At 54.9% G+C, this 19050-nt stretch carries 15 protein-coding genes; 2 read left to right on the top strand and 13 right to left on the bottom strand.

Translation table 11 applies throughout. The annotated features are described in order from the left end of the window. Positions 1-28: 28 nt before the first annotated feature. A complete protein-coding gene (locus LCM21_RS05980) occupies positions 29-487 on the bottom strand; it encodes a baeRF12 domain-containing protein (protein WP_224889773.1) in 459 nt (152 codons plus the stop codon). A gap of 210 nt (positions 488-697) precedes the next feature. Between LCM21_RS05980 and ppsA the strand changes: the two genes are divergently transcribed. Beyond that, positions 698-3076, top strand: coding sequence for a phosphoenolpyruvate synthase (gene ppsA / locus LCM21_RS05975; protein WP_224889772.1), 2379 nt, complete (start codon positions 698-700; stop codon positions 3074-3076). 1 nt (position 3077) lies between these two features. Here the strand turns inward: ppsA and LCM21_RS05970 are convergent, their stop codons facing one another. The 4 genes from LCM21_RS05970 to LCM21_RS05955 all read right to left on the bottom strand — a co-directional run bounded on the left by LCM21_RS05970 (position 3078) and on the right by LCM21_RS05955 (position 7309). Further along, positions 3078-4025, bottom strand: a complete 948-nt coding sequence (locus tag LCM21_RS05970) for a 1-phosphofructokinase family hexose kinase (RefSeq protein WP_224889771.1) — start codon at positions 4023-4025, stop codon at positions 3078-3080. An 88-nt stretch (positions 4026-4113) separates the two neighbouring features. Next, the gene (locus LCM21_RS05965; RefSeq protein WP_068340364.1) at positions 4114-4485 is read right to left on the bottom strand and encodes a hypothetical protein; all 372 of its coding nucleotides are present in this window, start codon (positions 4483-4485) and stop codon (positions 4114-4116) included. 396 nt (positions 4486-4881) lie between these two features. Then, positions 4882-6096, bottom strand: a complete 1215-nt coding sequence (locus LCM21_RS05960; RefSeq protein WP_224889770.1) for an acyl-CoA dehydrogenase family protein — start codon at positions 6094-6096, stop codon at positions 4882-4884. Between the two features lie 184 nt (positions 6097-6280). Continuing rightward, the gene (locus LCM21_RS05955) at positions 6281-7309 is read right to left on the bottom strand and encodes an AraC family transcriptional regulator (RefSeq protein WP_224889769.1); all 1029 of its coding nucleotides are present in this window, start codon (positions 7307-7309) and stop codon (positions 6281-6283) included. 340 nt (positions 7310-7649) lie between these two features. Between LCM21_RS05955 and LCM21_RS05950 the strand changes: the two genes are divergently transcribed. Continuing rightward, positions 7650-8858 carry a hypothetical protein gene (locus LCM21_RS05950; RefSeq protein ID WP_224889768.1) on the top strand — a complete coding sequence of 403 codons (1209 nt, stop codon included), beginning with the start codon at positions 7650-7652 and terminating at the stop codon, positions 8856-8858. Positions 8859-9018: 160 nt separating this feature from the next. On the opposite strand, the gene LCM21_RS05945 is transcribed toward LCM21_RS05950, so the two are convergent. From LCM21_RS05945 to LCM21_RS05910, 8 genes are all read right to left on the bottom strand, one after another. Further along, positions 9019-9264, bottom strand: coding sequence for an acyl carrier protein (locus LCM21_RS05945; protein WP_224889767.1), 246 nt, complete (start codon positions 9262-9264; stop codon positions 9019-9021). After that, a complete protein-coding gene (locus LCM21_RS05940) occupies positions 9261-10427 on the bottom strand; it encodes a dihydrolipoamide acetyltransferase family protein (protein WP_224889766.1) in 1167 nt (388 codons plus the stop codon). The genes LCM21_RS05945 and LCM21_RS05940 overlap by 4 nt, the downstream gene beginning before the upstream one ends. Further along, positions 10427-12424, bottom strand: a complete 1998-nt coding sequence (gene pdhA, locus LCM21_RS05935) for a pyruvate dehydrogenase (acetyl-transferring) E1 component subunit alpha (protein ID WP_224889765.1) — start codon at positions 12422-12424, stop codon at positions 10427-10429. Before pdhA ends, LCM21_RS05940 begins: the two co-directional genes overlap by 1 nt. Next, positions 12421-14148, bottom strand: a complete 1728-nt coding sequence (gene acsA / locus LCM21_RS05930; RefSeq protein ID WP_224889764.1) for an acetate--CoA ligase — start codon at positions 14146-14148, stop codon at positions 12421-12423. Before acsA ends, pdhA begins: the two co-directional genes overlap by 4 nt. 167 nt (positions 14149-14315) lie before the next feature. Beyond that, the gene (locus LCM21_RS05925; RefSeq protein WP_224889763.1) at positions 14316-14534 is read right to left on the bottom strand and encodes a hypothetical protein; all 219 of its coding nucleotides are present in this window, start codon (positions 14532-14534) and stop codon (positions 14316-14318) included. Between the two features lie 307 nt (positions 14535-14841). Further along, entirely contained in the window at positions 14842-15258 is a 417-nt protein-coding gene (locus tag LCM21_RS05920) for an Hsp20/alpha crystallin family protein (RefSeq protein WP_224889762.1), read from the bottom strand. 389 nt (positions 15259-15647) lie between these two features. Next, complete coding sequence (locus LCM21_RS05915) at positions 15648-17306, bottom strand: adenylate/guanylate cyclase domain-containing protein (protein WP_224889761.1); 1659 nt, start codon at positions 17304-17306, stop codon at positions 15648-15650. A 934-nt stretch (positions 17307-18240) separates the two neighbouring features. Continuing rightward, on the bottom strand, positions 18241-18663 hold the full coding sequence (locus LCM21_RS05910; protein WP_224889760.1) for a hypothetical protein: 423 nt from the start codon (positions 18661-18663) through the stop codon (positions 18241-18243). Between the last annotated feature and the right edge of the window lie 387 nt (positions 18664-19050).

Here is a 19050-nt window from a genome sequence, read left to right as displayed (position 1 = left end):
GCAGTTAAAGCGCATTGTCACAGGCTATTCAGTAAGACCTTCTGAATATCTGACACTGGCATTTCCGCAAGTTCTTTGCCACTTCATCGCGGATGAGTTGCTGTAGACTGTGATCCATTTTCTGTCGCAGAATTCCAAGAAATGACGGAGGCGCAGCAATTATCAGCCCTCCCATCGGCTTTTTCTGGTGTCGCTCACCCAAAGCCGAAACGACGTCTACTGCGAATGCCTCTGCATGCTTTGCTTCGGCGTCGGTTGCTTCCATAGCACTGCGAGAGCTACCGGAGGCTGCTGCAGCACCACCATCGAACCTTCGGCCAGGACGGGCCGAGTTGCCGGCCTCATCTTCGTCTTGGGGTCGCTCAATGCTTTCTTCGATATGGAATTCCGGATGCGCGACCGCCCCAATATTTCTGAGAAGCAGTGCTTTCTTTGAATCGCAAACCAGAACAACGACGTCTTCGGGTACTCGGACAATTCTCGACAAGGCAAACCTCCATCATCGTGGGCCTTCCGACCGCATCAGACGAAGTATTGTTTAAACCATCTGCAAGACGTTTTTTGATCCACGTCAGGTCAGGTTTGTACACAAGGCCACCTTCCCGGTATCCGATTGCATTTCTCGGACGCTGACATGGATCAAAAAACGTTTGGACTGAGATGTTACAGTTACTTTCGTTTCGAGAAGGAGGAGGTCATGCCCAACCGGGAACGGCACGTTATCGGCTTTGAAGACGTGACGCACACTGACACCGATATCGTCGGGGGAAAGAATGCCTCATTAGGGGAAATGGTTCGCAGCTTGGGCCAGAAGGGTATACAAGTACCGCCCGGCTTTGCAACGACGGCAGACGCGTTCCGGGATTTCATAGAACGCAATGAACTGGAGGTCCAAATCGCAAGCGACCTGCAACGACTTGCCACCGGTAAAATCTCGCTGAGCGACGCAGGAAAATCCATTCGGGACGCGATAAGAAATGGCGACTGGCCGGACGAAATTGCACAGGAAATCCGTTCGCACTATCGGCGTCTCAGCAATTTGCTGGGGCAGAAGAACGTCGCAGTTGCCGTGCGTTCCAGCGCCACTGCGGAAGACTTGCCCGACGCAAGCTTTGCAGGTCAGCAGGAAACGTTCCTAAACGTTTGCGGAGAAAACGCTTTGCTTGAAGCCTGTCGCAATTGTTACGCTTCGCTGTATACGGACCGCGCAATCTCTTACAGGCAGGCCAAAGGTTTCGAGCATCAGAAAGTGGCCCTGTCTGTTGGTGTCCAACTTATGGTCAACGCCGGACAAGGCGGATCGGGGGTGATGTTTTCCATCGATACCGAGACGGGTTTCCCAAATGCTGTGCTGATTAATGCGGCGTGGGGTCTTGGCGAAACCGTCGTTCAGGGCGCGGTTGACCCGGATGAATACCAAGTTTTTAAGCCGTTTCTGACCGATCCGGCGCTTTGTCCAATTCTTGAAAAAAAATGCGGGCGAAAAGAAATCAAGATGATCCTCGACGCCAGCGGGGATGCGCGGACAGTAAACACATCCGCCGCAGAACGGGAACAATACGTTCTCAGCGACAGCGAAATTCTAACGCTGGCCCGCCAGGCATGCATTATCGAAGAACATTATGGCCAACCGATGGACATGGAATGGGCCCGCGACGGCGATACCGGCGAGTTGTACATCGTGCAGGCCAGACCGGAGACAGTCCAATCCCGCCGCAATTTGCCTGCACTTCGCACCTATGAGGTCCAAGCCCCCGGTAAGACGCTGACGACCGGGCTGAGCGTTGGCGATGCCGCTGTAAGCGGGCGGATCAACATCATCCAAAGCGCCAGTGACATCGCGAACTTTGTCGATGGTTCCATACTTGTGACATCCACAACAGATCCGGACTGGGTGCCGATTATGAAACGCGCGGTGGCGATCGTCACCGATCATGGGGGCAGGACGTCACATGCCGCGATTATTAGCCGCGAACTTGGACTACCCGCCGTGGTCGGATGCGGTAACGCAACCCACGTGTTGCACGATGCACAGGAAGTGACTGTTTCATGTGCAGGCGGAGAGACCGGCACAATCACAGAAGGACTGTCGAAGATCACCGTGACCGAGGAACCCTTGGACAATCTTCCGGACACGCGGACCGATGTGATGATGAACTTGGCAAACCCGTTTGCTGCATTCAGGTGGTGGCGCTTGCCCGTGCGGGGTGTTGGACTTGCGCGCATGGAGTTCGTGATAAACTCAATCGTCCATGTACACCCGATGGCGCTTGTCCATCCGGAACGGGTGGCGGACAGCGACGCGCTGGACGAGATCGAACGGCTTACACACGCATATGACAGCAAAGAGGAATTCTTTGTCGAACGGCTCTCACGCGGATTGTCTCGGATCGCCGCCTTCTGCCATCCGAAACCGGTCATAGTGCGCATGAGCGATTTCAAGACGAATGAGTACGCAGATTTGTTGGGTGGGCGTTCCTTCGAGCCCAGCGAGGCAAATCCAATGATCGGCTTTCGGGGCGCATCGCGGTACTACTCTGATCACTACAGGGAGGGGTTTGCGCTAGAATGCCGGGCAATCGACCGTCTGCGGCGCAAGATCGGGTTTCAAAACGTGATTGTCATGATCCCCTTCTGCCGAACTCCGGCCGAAGCCGACCGGGTTCTTGAGGTCATGGCTGAAAACGGACTGAAACGCGGCATTGACGGTCTGGAAATCTACGTGATGTGTGAAATCCCCTCAAACGTTGTGTGCGCAGCAGAATTCGCAGAGCGCTTCGATGGGTTTTCGATCGGGTCGAACGATCTGACGCAGCTTACCCTGGGCATCGACAGAGACTCCGAAGACTTGTCCGAGCTCTTCCGTGAAGATGACCCTGCGGTCCTCTGGATGATCGAAACCGTTATTCGCAAAGCACATGATGCAGGTGTGAAGGTAGGCTTTTGCGGGCAGGCGCCCAGCAATGACCCGGCCTACGCGCGTCTTTTGGTAAAGTTGGGAATCGACAGTATCTCAGTGACACCGGATAGTTTCACAAAGGTACTCCGCAATGTCGCAAATGCCGAGAATAGTTGAGTCAAAGGACTTCGACTTCGCACATTGGAAGAAGCGCTAGAACATCTTTTTCCCTGCAAAGGCCAGTACCCTCTGTCGCCATCGTTGCAGAAGAGGCAGAAACCCCCCACCGCAACGCATCTTGCAAACCCTCTCCTCGCTGCAATGACAGGGTGAACCCCCCGATGAAGGCGTCGCCTGCCCCTATTTTACTGACAACCGGAACCTTTGGGGTCCGGCATAAGTATCGCGCCGCTGATGTCACCAGCAGCGATCCTTCGGCACCAAGGCCCATCACCATCGTTTCCGCAACGCCCCGGGAAATCAAACTGGTCAGAAAACTGATACTTTCCTGCAATTCTGCAAGCGGCCGCCCCGCGGCGCGTTCAGCCTCTCCATGGTCGAAACGCAGAACATGGAGAGGAGCAACAGGTTCGGAAATCAACCGATGCAGTGCGCCCTTGGAGGTATCCACGACAAGCCTGTCCGTAATTCCTTCAAGGGCGGTCCGGATTTTCTCGGGAAAACGATCGCTGAGACCGGGCGCGACGCCACCGCTCAATACCACCAACCCATTGCGTGGGGCTTGAGAAACGATTCCCTCTATCAGAAACTCGCCGATCTCTTTCGTCAGCGTGTCTCCGGGAAGGCTGAACCGGTATTGATCACCGCTACTCTCGTCCGTCACGGCAAAGCTCAGTCGGGTTTCGCCGCCGACGTCCACGGCATGAACCGGAACACTCTCGGCTTCAAGCATCGCGCACAGCTTCTGACCGCTCGCGCCGCCTGTCGCGACAAGCGCCTTTGCCCGTCCGCCGAGCATGCAGATGGCTCTGGCAACATTGACGCCACCACCCCCCGGATCGACTCTGGGTGTCTTACAGTACAACTTCGGACCCGGAACAACAGCCTCAATAGAGGTCGCATAGTCCACTGCCGGGTTGAGAGTTATGGTAAGAATTTCATCCAAATGCTCACACGAAATAACGCGATATTAGCCCGTTTTTAACCCGCGCACTCATCTCCTTGCTCAAGCCCTGCCGACGCACAAAGGCGGTTCAATCTGGCTGTAGTGACATTGCAAGCCGCATGGTCGCGGCAAGTATGGCTTGGGACAAGACGGGGGAACTACCTATACCGATCACCGCGTCATTATCCCTTGCATCGCTTTCGCGCAACGAACACCTCCAATGCCCATCTTTTTCGTTGGCTCGGCCGTGGATATTCACAGACCAGTTGGGAAATGCCACATCCGCAATATGCAACGCCTGCTCTGCGCCAGAGACGTCCTGCGCGGAAAGGTCTGCAAGACTTTCTCGATCCGAAAATAAGAAGGTCAAACCGTGGGCAACGCCATCAAGGTCACCTACAGACAAATCTGATCTGGTCTCAAGCTCTTTGATCAGGATCGTAAGCTCCGGATCTTTCATATGTGTCGCTCCTTTTCTTGGGCAGTCGTTTCAAATACCTGTTAAGAAGGTTCCTCTCACTAGAAACTCAGAGGCAAAGTTTGGTTCCTTTTAGCAGGACGCGGCTAGCAGCTCTTTGATCAAACGCAAATGATACGGATCATTGGCCGATGTCTCAGAGGAGATTGTTAGAGAAATAGCTTCCGCAACAGCGCACCATTGATCTGAGCGGCAAGACGGGGCTTGTCACCGGCTTCGGCCGTGGTGTTGGTGGGGCAATCAACTGGGTACTGGCCGAATGTGGCGCACGGGACATCGGGGTCGGTACAGCCATCGAGACCGACGACTTTAGCCTTGAAACCAAGATCGCAGCGCAGGACGGAACATTCCGCGGCCGATTTGATAGATAAGGTTAACTCAGGCCATCTCGTGTGCAGTCCGGGGTTCAGATGTTGCATCTTCTTCACCAAAACCTTTTGGAACAGGCAGATCGGGTAAAGTCGCTGCACGCTTTTGCAAAGCCCGCCCAATGACAACGCGGCTGATCTCCGTTGTCCCGTCAACAATCCGAAGCATCTGCGCAAGGCGGGACAATCGGTCCAGACCATATGATTGCAACAACCCCATACCGCCCAGCACTTGGGTGCAGGTGTTCGCAGCTTTGACCGCAGCGTCAGGGACAAAGCGCTTCGCGTGCGCTGCCATCAGTGGCCCTTCGGGAGTTCCAAGCGCCTCTGCCGCTTTGCGATACAACAGTCGAGATGCTTCAAGCTCTGTCGCGACTTCGCCCAGCATCCACTGGATGCCATCCAACTCCAGATTCTTGCCGCCAAACATCTTGCGGTTCTTCGAATAGGACAGCGCGGTGTCCAGCGCGGATTGCATCAATCCGCAGCAACCAGAGGCGATGGACACACGTGCTATATCAATTGCCATGAGCGAACCTTGCAGGCCCTGACCTACTGGCAGGATGATATTGTCTTCACTGACAACTACCTGGTTCAGATACATTTCGGACATAGGTAGAAAATTATAAGAGGGTGTATCGTACAGTGGCCCAAAGCTGATCCCCGGTGCATCGGCGGGAATAGCGATCATTGCCATATCCTGATGTCCGGGTGTGTCACTGGTTTTAACCACGGTGAAATAAATATCCGCCTCAGTCGCCAGGCTGACCCAGGCCTTGGACCCGTTGATGGTCCATGTGCCATCTCCATTTATTGTAGCACGGGTGTACATCTTCATCGGATCAGAACCCGACTGTGGTTCGGTCAGTGCGAAGTTCGCCAGTTTGCGACCAGAAGTCAGGTCACGTGCCCATTTTTCCTTGAACGCCTCCGTGCCATAACCACACCCAGCAAACGTACAGATGTTGTGCATCGACAAGGCAAAGGCATAGGCACCGTCGCCGAGTCCGAGTTGTTCAAAAACCTGAATGGCATCAGATAGTGGCAAGCCTTGGCCGCCAAACTCTTCTGGTGCGTAGAGACCGGTCAGGCCTACTGCACCGGCCTTGTTTGACGCATCGCGGGGCCATCTTTTTGTGGCGTTCCATGTATCAACATTGGGCAAAATGACCTGCTCTGCATGATCGCGGGCAGCATGCAGTATTGTGGCGAGTTTATCTGTCATCTGAGAATCCTTTCACGGCAGCGCATTCTCGAATAACGCCATTCCAAGCTTAGCAACGATGGCGAACAAGATTGGACTGAGCACTGAATGCAGCTGAGAACGGCTGTATTAACGGAGAATTAGCGAAACTGCCCTCCGAGCTCTATCTCTTTGGGTGACAATGCATTGTCCGAAAGTGACAAAACTAAGGATTTTGCGAATGATGTCGTCGGTAAGTGCTAGGCGTGCTGCCGGTCCAGCGCTGGAAGGCGCGGTGAAAATTCGCAGCGGAGGAAAAACCGACATCAAGCGCGATTGCTTCGACACTCTTGCGTCCGGCATGTAGATCACGAATAGCAATGTCGCGCCTCAACGCATCCTTGATGGCCTGAAAAGAAGTCCCATCCGCCTCCAGCCTCCTTATCAGCGTACGCGGCGTCATGTGCATCGCTCGCGCTGCCTCGGTCAAATTAGCCGTTTCCCATGGCGTCTGGGTCAAATAGGTTCGCACGCGCAGCGATTGCGTATGTTCACGGGAGCTTGTGAAAATCCAATCTCGTGGTGCGTTTTGAAGAAACTCATCAAGATCAGAAGGGCTGCGCGGCTTCACTGGAGAGAGCCGCGCCTCATCGAACGAGATTGAAGTCTCCGCCATGCCAAACTGCACAGGCGCAGGGAAGATAGTTGCGTAGTCTTGATTGAATTCCGGTCGTTCAAACACGAACTCAACACCTTTGACCGGCACCTCATGACCTGCCAGCCATGACATGAGACCGTGCGCGAGTTTCAGGATCAACATGTGCCCGAATCGTTGAACCGGAACATCGCCTTGCGGCTTCAGGGTCAGCTTCAAGGTGCCTGCTGAATCATCCAGCTCAAACTGATAATCATCCAACAGTAAATTCCAGAATGTCGAAAACCGATAGAGCGCAGAGGGAAGAGACGTGGCTTCTCGTACGCACGTCAATAGGTGTTGCAAGGCCCTGGGACGGATGGGTCGGCTCCAGAGTCCCATCATCTCATCGCCGGTTTCCACGGCGGCGAGTTGATAAAGACAGACGATTTGATCCAGCGTCACCCGAGCATGAGGTTGGGCTTGATCCGCAACCAAACCGGATCTGCTGATAAGCGACGACATGTGCGCTTCCGAACAAAGAGCCTCCAGCGCACTTAACCAGTCATCGATAAACTGGCGTGAAACAGTAGAAAGGATCGTCGGTGAGGTATTGGTCATGCTGTTCTAGTGGGTAGCACTGAATTGATCTGCAAAAAAGAAGCTGAATGATGCTTTCCGGTACCGACATCCAAGGGCGCTCGATTTCATTGCATGCGCTGCGTTTCATTCGGCGATCTGTCCTTCCACAACCAGATCAATTTGCGGATCTTGGCCAAGAAAGCCCCGTGCCCGGAACAAAAAGGTTCTGTTGACAAGACCCTAACGCCAGCGGTCAAACACCCTGCCAAATCTCAGGCGGTGAACCCAACATACAATGTTTGCAAACAGCGCTTGCGCCAGATCATTGACGCCCGTTGGCCTCGCGTGCTTTTTATCTGCCGCCGCCAAGGAGCATACGGTGCAGGGTAGATTGTCAAATGTGATTGGGCCGTATTTTTGCAGATTTCTGGTGTTGCTTTGGGTCGTTCTTCTAGGGTCGCCCACAGCAGCGCAAGAGGTGACGGTTTATGTTTTCTGGCAGGAGGGTTGCCCGTACTGCAGCAAGGCAATTACCGCGATCACTGAGATGGCCGAGACGGACCCGGAACTGGTAGTGGAGCGTATCGAGCTCGGGGCGTCCACCGAAGGCAATACACTTTTTCAGACGGCTATAGATACACTTGGAGTTAAGCGCCCAGCAGTACCATTGGTCGTCGTCGGCTCAATGTATCAGCTGGGCTATGCTGCTGGGCGCAGCGAAAATGGCTATCTAAGAATGATTGAAGCCTGTCGGTCTGAGCGCTGTCCAGACATTATCGCAAAACTGCGGTTAGGCGAAGAGACCAGCGGAAAGGTCCAAATGGATGCGACGCCAGAGAATGATGCAGAAACCGTCGCTCTTCCCTTTCTTGGTGAGACAAGTCTTTCCAATCTGTCACTTCCTGTTCTGACTTTGGTGCTCGCAGCCATCGATGGCTTCAATCCCTGTGCGATGTGGGTGTTGGCACTTCTGATTGGAATGTTGTTGGGCGTCGAAGACAGCCGACGCATGTGGACACTGGGCCTCGTGTTCTTGGTGGCGACCGCGCTTATGTATTTTGCTGTGCTATCGGCCTGGCTGAACGTCGTGCTTTGGATTGGTGCAGTGGCTTGGTTGCGGCTGGCCATCGGTGTGCTGGCTATAGCGGCAGGCCTGTATTACCTGCGCGAGTATTGGACGAACCCGGAGGGGATCTGCAAAGTAACCGGTCTCGACCGAAAGCGGTCGGTGACGGCATCATTTCGTCGGGTTGTACAGGAGCCCAGCCTTCTCATAGCGTCGCTTTCCATCGGTTTACTGGCGGTCAGCGTGAATTTGATTGAGCTGGTTTGCTCGGCGGGCGTACCAGCTGTGTACACCCAGGTTTTGGCCATGCACGAACTCCCGTCACTGGCCCATTACGGATATCTGCTCGTTTATATTTCGGTCTTCCTGCTGGACGACATACTCATCTTCGTGATCGCGATGGCAACACTGCGCTCGGTTGCAGCGACATGGCGTTTTTCACGAATCTCGCACCTAATCGGTGGCGTCGTACTACTTGTTCTGGGTGCCGTTATGGTGCTCAGGCCAGACTTGCTCGGCTAGCTTATGGGCGCTAAGCCAGATTGAACGGCACTGGGTTTGCCGGAGGCTGATTTCAGTCACTTACGCGGCAGTATCCTCAGTTTCTAGAGCAGCTTAGTAATTGGCCTCTGCCTCCGCCAGCGGAATGCCCCGTATAGGCTCATGCAGTCCGCCTATTACGCTAGGTCTGCATCTCCTGCAGATATGACACGGCCAAACGCGTGGTCGCAATTTTGGGGTAATCCGGTTCGGGGATACTGACACCAAAAGCCTTGTGGAGAGCAGCCACGAGGTTCAGAATATCCATCGAATCCAGCCCAAGATCGTCCTGCAGGCGCTCATCTTCGTCAATATCTTGAGCATCGAGATCAGGTGCGATTTTTACTAACTCATTAATAAAAACCGCGCGGATATCTTCTTCAGTCATAGGCTATCTGGATCCTTAATCCGGGTCTCAAATTTGGTGATAAACCGCGTCGCCTGACGGCCATCGCTCACTCTATGGTCAACTGACAGTGTCAAAGTGACCACGAGGCGGGGTACGATCTCACCATCCACTACCCATGGCCGGATTTGCGGCGCGCCAAGACACAGGAGTGCCACCTGCGGAGGGAAGATGACACCAGCCATCGCTTCGGCGCCCGTCTCGCCCAAGCTTGAAATTGTTATCGTTCCTTCTGTCATCTCGGAATTGCGCAACCGCCCGGAACGCGCGCGGCTGACCAGGTCTCGCATTCCGTCCATCGTTTCGCTGAGGTTCAGGCGGTTTGCGTCCATCAGAGCAGGTGCAACAAGGCCCCCTCCGCGCAAGGCAACGGCAATGGCCGCGTTAACGCTTTTAGACGGCTGAAATGCACCACTCACATAGTGACCGTTCAATTCCTGCACCTTTTCTGCCGCCAGAACAGCACAGCGCACAAACAGCGCACCACTGAGAAGCCGCTCTGCTGGCGAAACCGCATTGTTGTGTTCCGCTAGCCAGTCCATCGCGGGTTGAACGTCGATCATGTGCGACAAATAGAAATGCGGAATCGTTTGTTTGGATCGCGCCATTGAGGCACCAATCGCCTTGCGCATTTCCGCCATTGGCGATGGCTTGGAGGATATCGCGGACCCACGTGCCGATACCGCCTCGACATCGGCCAGAACGATGCCGCCACCCGGAAAAGACCCGCTCAGATTTTTCAGGTCTACATTCAACTCTCGCGCGCGCAAGCGCGCCGCCGGGGAAGCCTGAACACCTTCGAAGGGCAAAGGGGCAGCTGGCGTTTGTTGCAACTTTGGCTTGACGATGGGGGGCTGTGCTGTCGTTGTATCCGAACGAAACCCGGGCTTATCATCGGGTGGGGTCTCTCCTGGAGCAAGCAGCATGGCGAGAGGTGCTCCCACCGGGAGCTCTTCGCCGGTCTCCGCCATCAGCGCATGGACGGTCCCTTCTTCGTAGCACTCAATCTCAATTGCGCCCTTTTGGGTTTCGATGACGGCGACGACGTCACCCCGGCTGACCCTGTCGCCCGGCGAGACAAGCCACTCAACGAGTTTTCCAGCCTCCATATCCGAGCCAAGCGATGGGAGCGTAAAAATGGCCATCAGCTTCGCCCCAAAACGGCTTTTGCGGCTGCAACGATTTTGTCGACCTGCGGTATTGCGGCATCTTCAAGATGTTTGGGATAGGGGATCGGCACCTCTTCCGAACATACACGACCAACTGGTGCATCCAGCGTCCAGAAGACCTGTTCCATAATGCGCGCAGAAACCTCTGCTGCAAGAGACCCACTTCGCCACCCTTCGTCAACGATTACAGCACGGCGCGTTTTGCCCACTGAAGCCATGATTGTTTCGTCATCCAAGGGTCGAAGAGACCGCAAATCTACCACTTCGGCCGATATCCCCGTTGCAGCGAGTGCATCCGCTGCATCAAGGGTTTTGTAAAGCGACCCTCCATAGGTTATCAGGCTGAGATCGGCGCCTTCGCGCCTGATGGCGGCCTTTGTGATGTCAACCGGACCTGCATTGGCATCAATCGATCCCGCCCTGTTATAGAGCATCACGTTTTCGAAAATCAGCACCGGATCCGGGTCTTCCAGAGCCGTCCACAACATGCCGCGCGCATCTTCCAACGTTGCCGGAGCCAGCACCCTCAGTCCGGGAATGTGAGCGTACCATCCTTCAAGACTGTGCGAATGCTGTGCTGCAAGCTGCTTTCCCGCACCGGTGGCCATACGGATAACCAACGGCACGCCGAACTGCCCTCCGGACATATGACGGATCGTGGCCGCCGTGTTCATGATCTGGTCAAGCGCAAGGAGCGAGAAATTTACCGTCATCAACTCGACAATTGGACGCATACCAGCGGCGGCAGCCCCGATACCCGCACCGGTAAATCCACTTTCGGACAAGGGCGTGTCACGAATGCGGGCTTCACCGAATTCTTCCATCAGTCCTTTTGATACGGCGTAGCAGCCTCCATATGCGCCAACGTCTTCGCCCATAAGGAAAACACGGTCATCCCGGATCAGTGCGTCGCGCAGAGCGTCCCGAACGGCGTCACGATAGGTTGTTTCGAGTGTCTCGCCCGATGGGTTCTGTCCCTCTGGCGGTTCTGCCTGACGGCCCAGCGTATTGACGTAAAGACGCTCCACCGGTTCCCAGGTGCCGGCTTCTGCGAAGGCCACGGCGTCGGCAATCTCTGCGTCAATCGCGGCCTCTATATCCGCGACCTCTTCTTCATGAACCAGCCCATTTTCTAAAAGCCAGCCTTGGAACTGAACGATGGGGCCGCTGTCGCGCCATTTCTCAACCTCGGCTTTGTCACGATACAACTGGGCGTCAAACATGGAATGCGCACGAAACCGGTATGTTCTACATTCAAGAAAAGCCGGTTTTCCAGTCGTCCGAATGTTGTGAATGGCCTTTCTCGCCGCAGCCTCGACGGCAACGACGTCCATACCGTCGACGCGATGGGCTTCGACCTTATACGCAGAGGCTTTGGCTGCGATATCGGTCTCGGACTCTGTGCGTGTCAAGGCACTGCCCATGGCGTAGCCGTTGTTTTCGCACACGAAAAGCACCGGGAGGTTCCAAAGTGCCGCAAGATTCATTGCCTCGTGAAACTCACCTTCTGCGACAGCCCCCTCGCCAAAAAAACAAGCCGTGACAGTGTCCTGATCGCGCATCCGGTCAGCCAAGGCGAGACCTGCGGCAAGGGGCAAGCCACCGCCCACGATTGCATTGCCACCGTAGAAATGAGTTCCGGCGTCGAACAGATGCATGGAACCGCCACGCCCTCCGGAACAACCTTCGGCCTTACCATACATTTCGGCCATCACGGTTGTCATCGGCACGCCCCGTATCAGGGCATGCCCATGTTCGCGATACGTGGCAACAATGCGGTCGCGCGCTTCCAGAACTGGGATCACACCTGCGGCAATCGCTTCTTCACCGTCATATAGATGAAGAAATCCGCGGATATTTTCCTGCGTGTAGAGTTCTGCGCACTTGTCTTCGAACTTCCGTACGCGGATCATGTCGCGAAGGAGCGACAATACATGGGCCCGGTCGAGTCGTGGCTTATCGATTGTCGTCATGTCTCATCCGTCTCCAGTGTGGAAATGTCACCCTCAGGCAGACCCAGTTCGCGCGCTTTCAATAGCCTGCGCATGATCTTGCCGGATCTTGTCTTGGGCAGCGTGTTGCGAAAGATTACTTCCCGCGGAGCGACCGCAGGACCCAGCCTCTTTCGTGTATGGCCACGGATGTCGCGCTCTAAATCCTCGTCGGGTGTAAATCCCGGGTTGAGTGTGACATAGGCCTTGACGATTTCACCAGCGGTTTCATCGGGCAGTCCGATCACACCTGCCTCCGCTACCGCTTCATGTTCGAGCAAGGCGCTTTCGACTTCAAACGGACCAACAAGGTGCCCCGATGTCTTGATCAGATCGTCCGCTCGACCAACAAACCAGAAGTATCCATCCTGGTCTCGGGTCGCGAGGTCGCCGGACAGGTACCAACCATCCTTGAAACACTTGTCATAGCGGGCCTTCTCATGGAGATAAGCGCGCATCATGGAAGGCCAGCCAGGCTTTAGGGCCAATTCGCCAATCTCTCCGTCAGCAAGTTCGCGCAGACGGTCATCTTCGTGTTCCACGATGCCTGCTTGGATGCCTGGCATCGGCTTGCCCATGGATCCAGGTTTTACTTGTCCTCCGGGGCAGTTGGCGATCATGATGCCGCCTGTCTCACTTTGCCACCAGTTGTCGTGAAACGGCTGTCCGAAGACTTCTTCGCTCCACGTAACGGCTTCGGGGTTTAGCGGTTCACCCACGCTTGCAAGAAATCTCAGCGATGAAAGATCGTAAGGCTTAGCGGCTTCCGCACCGGCGCGCATCATCATGCGGATTGCTGTCGGCGCAGAATACCAAACCTCAACCTGTTCGTTCTCGACTATGCCGTACCAGCGGTCGAGATCAAATTCAGCCTCGTCTACGATTATGGTCACGCGGTTCACCAGCGGGGCGATGATCCCGTAGGATGTACCTGTGACCCAACCCGGATCTGCAGTGCACCAGAAAATCGTTCCGGGCGTCAGATCCAGAGCCACCTTGCCTGAAAAGCCGTGGTACAAGACTGCATTGTGGACATGGACAACCCCTTTGGGTTTCCCTGTCGTGCCAGACGTAAAGTGCACGAGTGCGGGATCTTCCGGCCCCGTTCTGGCGGTCGTAAACTTCGATGACGACCCCGCCATCTGTTGATCAAGTGAAAGGCAGTCGTCGGGGGCAACGTCACCTGTGATCAAAACAAGCTTCAGCGTCGGAATTTCTGAGCGCCATTTCGCGATCTTGCGCCGGTACAGCTGCAGGGTCGTGATCAAAACCTTGGCATTGCCGATTTCCATCCGCGTACGAATGGGTTCCGGTCCGAACGCAGAAAAAAGCGGAGTAAAAACGAGCCCGGCTTTGAGTGTGCCCAAAGCGGCAATATAGACATCCGGACCTCGGCCAAGGAGGCTGAAGACCGCATCCCCCGGCTCTAGCCCATGCGAGACAAGAATATTGGCGAATTTGGCCGACGCCTCCGACAGATCGCTGTAGGTAAATACCTGTCGAGACCCATCCTTGCCGAGAAATCGCAGCGCCTGATCCGCGCCGTGACCATTTTGTACGTGACGGTCAACGGCTTCATGCGCGATGTTTATGACGCCCCCCGGGGCACCGATCATGCCGCGTGTTTCGGCCCATGGATCAGCGTCAGACTGCATGGACCGGGATGGGCTCGGCACCATTCGAATAGACTCATCCGATTTGGACATAGTTCCTCTCCCCTATACAAGGATCAGTCAGAACCGCTCTGGTTTGCATGACCTACATCAAGGACCGGACTATATTTGTTAGAACCCCGGACAGGACCTCAAGCCAAGTTCTTCAGAGAAGGCTTTTGCTGACGCAAAGCCCGATTGTTTTGGGGAAAGTCAGCAACTCACTTGCGCTGGAGATTTTCTGCTCGAAACGCGTCTGCTATGATTTGTGCACCTTCGTGCTGCATCATGGCAGCCGCAAGAGCTACGACCACGTCGGCATGCATGTGTTCCGTCGCCGGCCCAAAGTCATTCATCACCATCGACTTGGCAATATGAAGATAGGCTTCCGCTCTGCTTTGCGAAAGTTGCATCATTTCTTCCATTTCCGCAGAAGTCACTTTCAGCTCCCTCCTGAATTGTGATTTCAAACCAGCAGAGGCCAGCCCATTTGCATTGTTCTTTTTTCTTCGCTGCGGGCCTGCATGATTTGACTATGCACCAGCCCATCCACAATTGATCGCAAAGTCTTTGTGAAACGCCCGCGATCGTTAGAAAAAGCCGTCCTGCTTTCTCAACTTGCAAACCTCAACACGGGCATTTCCGAAAGTGCCAGGAAAGCGATTTGGACATACCTGATCAATAACCGGCCTCTGCCACATCTTCAGGCACGTTTTTCAACGAACTCTCGATTGCGCTTTCAAGCTGTTAGCCTTTACGAATTTCTATTCTGGCAGTCTCATGTTTTTTGGGTTTCTTCTTGGGAATTGTGATTGTCAAAACACCATCCTTTAGTTGAGCGTCGACCTTTTCCCCTTCCGCGTCTGGCGGCAAACGAAAAGAACGACTAAACGAGCCATACTGCCGCTCAGAAAAGAACCAGGTCTCTCCGCTTTCTTCACGCGCGGATCGCTTTTCACCTCTGAGATTAACAACGCCTTCTTCTACGCTCAGGTGAATATCCTTTTCCTCTACGCCGGGAAGTTCCACAGCAATTCTGTATGAGTTGTCGCTTCCAACGGCTTCGGATGCCGGTGCCAGCCACTCTGCTACTCGTTCACCCAGTTGGCGCAAGGGATCATAGAGCGAAGGCCAAAAGCCGCTGGTGTGGGATTTCTCAACCATCTCAATTCTCCTTCCGGTGTGTTCTCAGCGAAAACAGTATGTAACCAGAAATCGGCATCTCTCCTTGACCCTGATCAACATACGGTTCCGCCAGTAGCTGACAGTTTCATGACTTGCTTCTGTACCAAGCTCATACCAGCAAGGAGACATCCAAGCTTTCCCCGGTGGGCCGCTTTGGTTGGTGTCAGCTTCCTGCAAGTGACCGAAGTTCTCACTTGCGCGCGGTCGGAAACCATCTCGGATGTGTGGGAGTGTTCCGGTCGAGCGGAAAGACCGCAGCAATGGTTCCGCAACCGTCTTAGGCAATTGATTTTTACGCCATTGACCAACGTCTGGGTCGCGGACGCAGCAACCGGGCACCCTGCGACCGGGCTTGCAGAGATCTTGTTCTAGCCCTTTGCCGAGAGCGGTACAGTCGGCAGTCCGATGGCTTCTCGAACAGAACTTGGTAATTTGACATTTTGTGCGAGGATATCGGGCCGTTTTGGCGCGCTTTCTGCCGTTTCGGCAGCCGTGTTCGCCTCTTGATTTCTGCCTAACTCGCTCAAAATCCAAGCACGCACAAGCCAGTAATGCCGACAATCAGGACGCAATTCTGTCGCGTCTGAAATAGTTGCAAGCGCTGGCTGCGGCTCCCCTGCCATCAATTGCGCGATTGCAAGCAGATAGAGGCGGAATGGTAAAAACGGATCGTCCGCGGAACGTTCAACAGCGTCGGTCAGAGATTTCGCAGCGATTACCCAATTGCCCGCAACCAACTCTGTGACGCCGCGGGCTTCCATTCCAAGGACATAGCCGGGGTTTAGTTGAGTGATGCGATCGATATCCTTGCGCGCTCCCTCAACATCGCCACAGAGCCGCGCACGTACATGTGCCCGGACATACCAGGAATAGTCGGACCGCGGTGACGCTTGTACGGCCTTGTTCGAAAATCTGATTATCTTTTCGCGCAGGGCCGCCTCGGCTTCGTCAAAGCAAGCTTCCAGAATGAACAGTTGACCTTCACTCCACATGGCAAGCGCGGATCCGTTTTGAGGGTCAAGGCTCAGCGCCCGCTCCAGCAAGTCGAGGGCGTGACGATAGTCAGAAACAGTGGCGCGATAAAACAGCATTGCGGCACGCGCTCTCAGTTCGCTGGCGCTCAATTGATCATCGGGAATATCGGCAAGCCGATCCCCATCGAAAGCATTGATTTGCAATCGAAGAGCGTCCGATAACTGCTCTGCAGCCCTGTCCGTCAAAGCAAAAAGATTTCGCGGATCGCCGAAGAATACACGCGACCAAACCACCTGTCCGTCACTAAGCCGGGTCAGGCTTGCCGTAATTTTCGCCTCGGAATCGCGGCATCGGAGCCTGCATCTCAGGCTATAAGTCGCCTCGGCATCGTCCAATGAATCGGTAGCAAGCACCCGTACACCTGTCCGGCGCGACAGATTATGAACCAACTGCTCCTGCAAGTCCGCGCTGACTTCAAGCGTCTCCTGTGTTTCAGGCGCGCTCGTTACCCGCTCTACAGCGATCGCAGGCACGTCGAACTGCCCGACTTTCGGCTTGATAACCGGTCGCCATTGAAATCCGTTTACAGGATTGGCCACGTTTTTTAGCTCAAAAGTTCCAGCGTCACCAAAATCCTGGGCAAGACGGGCATCCAGCTGCCGCTTGAGGTCTTCTGAGATCATCACACCGCCGGGCGGCGCCTCAGTCTGCAAACGCGCCGCGATGTTAATGCCCGCACCGTAGACATCAGCCTCGTCTTCCGCAATTTCCCCGAGATGTACGGCCACTCTCAACTGGATTTTTTCATGGCCTGCCAATGCCTGCTGCACGGCCTGAGCGGTCTCAACAGCCTCCGTGACTGACAGAAAGGCGATGATCCACCCGTCGCCCATCCGCTTGAGAATCCTGCCACCCCGTCGTTCGGCCTCAGGCTCCAGCCAGCGTTCTCGAAGTTCGCGGATCAATTCAATCGTACCGGACTGGTCCCTGCCCATGGCAGCGGAATATTCTACCATGTCGGCCATCAAGATTACGGCGAGGCGGCGTTCCATACAATTGACATTAGGTCAGCCCAAGCAAGTTGTCATCTTTGGAAATAACTGCTTCGGGCCTCTCAGAGACATCCGGGGGTTTTCATCCGATGAGTGCACACCCATTTTTTGCGGTTACGCGGTGCTGCCACACACCGCGACAGAGGCTGCCTTCACAGACCAGTGCCGATTAACGCGGGAACCAGGCCTTCGGTTGATCAGCGCCCATGTCCGGGTCGTGGACGGAGCAGCCATCGATTTTTACACCCGCTCGCACGGTTCAACCTAGCGACGAAATTCGCCAAACAGGCTTCAGTTTCGCCAGATTGCAGCACAGAGCAATGTGCCCATGCAGGTTATCACAGCGCGGCACAGGCAACTGGCTCAGATCGGAATACTGGCGCGGGTAATAGCCTGGTCGAGCGTCCCTTGCCAGCGCCTTCGGGACACAAGAATTGACTTCGCACCGGACGGCTTCCGGCACATCGCTGCCAGCAAGGAATGGAGATGAGACAGAAACCCGGGAAATGCAAATGGCCTGCCGGGAAGGTCGAGAACGATGTTCGTCGGCGCACCAGCAAGCAGCATTCAACCGATCAGAAGATCTGGATCGCTGGCGGGATTACGCGACCAGCATAGCGTAGTTGAACTGTACCGCTGCGAGTTGATCGCGACGAGCCCCCACCACAGGTGGTCGAAAGAGTTTCTTGAGGCCGGCAAGACGCGACCCACGGGCGACACCGCGCGCCAAGCCACAACCCTGAGATGAGAGGGCGACTCTGAACGAGGCGGTGGCCGATCAGACCTAGAAGAACCGCACGCAAAAAAAACGAATGATCGGGAATGAAGGAGATGGGGAATAAGATATCCGTCTGTTCTGCGTCATTGTGCTCTAATTCAGCTAGATCCTTGCACGGTTCGCACGCTATCGAGGATAATTCAGCTTAAAGGGCAATCAATTCGGTGTGTAAATGCGAATGTATGTTTGGCCGTCATCGTGCAAAAGGCGCTCGTTGAACGCAGTGAATTGATCAACGCCTGCAAGCTCTCCGGCCTTCAAAAGTTGGGTTAACGCATGATCATCAGCTATGCGCGCTCTGCCGTTGAGATCGATAGATACCAGCGGCGCTAAAGCATCGAACCAAATGCCGGTTTGCCCTGGATCGTCTGCCGTCAGCTCCACGCGTTCCACAAGACTTTCGGCTGTTGCGACGACCTGATCGCTTTCGATCAGCATGACTTTCCAAACGTAGATAATACCCGCGTTGAGGCGAAAGTTCGAACGACGCAGATCAAGACTGTAATAGCCCTTGGGCAGCGGACCTTGCCGTTCGAGCGCAACATCCGTCGCGCCCGGCGCGGAAATTTGGGTTGTCATTTTACCGCGGAACCCTGTTGAAAGCCGCCAAACCAAAGGTGGTGTTCCAGATGACGTCAACCCGCCATTCGGCGGCACAAGCAGGAGGAGTTCCTAAGTCGCAATATCAATATCACGCGTCCCTGCCCCTAGGCGGTCAGCCGGCGCGCCGATTTCTGGAGGCACAAACACCGGGCCTTCCACAGGCGCGTCCGCCTTATCATTCGAGTCAGCGCTAGCCACCGTACAAAAGCCCAATGCGAGCGCAAACACCACACTGTTTATCGTTGTCAGTCGCAATCCATACCCAGACATTCAGGTGGCTCGAGCTAGCAAGCTACCGAGCAAACAAATTCCTTCAGAACCAGACCCACTACGAAAGCGCAGATTCCCGCCATGTTGCATCGA

Source organism: Ruegeria profundi, from assembly GCF_020171505.1.
In the GTDB taxonomy this organism is placed as follows: domain Bacteria; phylum Pseudomonadota; class Alphaproteobacteria; order Rhodobacterales; family Rhodobacteraceae; genus Ruegeria; species Ruegeria profundi.
The sequence above is the reverse complement of the archived record's forward strand: the minus strand, read 5'-3'. Positions and strand labels throughout refer to the sequence as shown.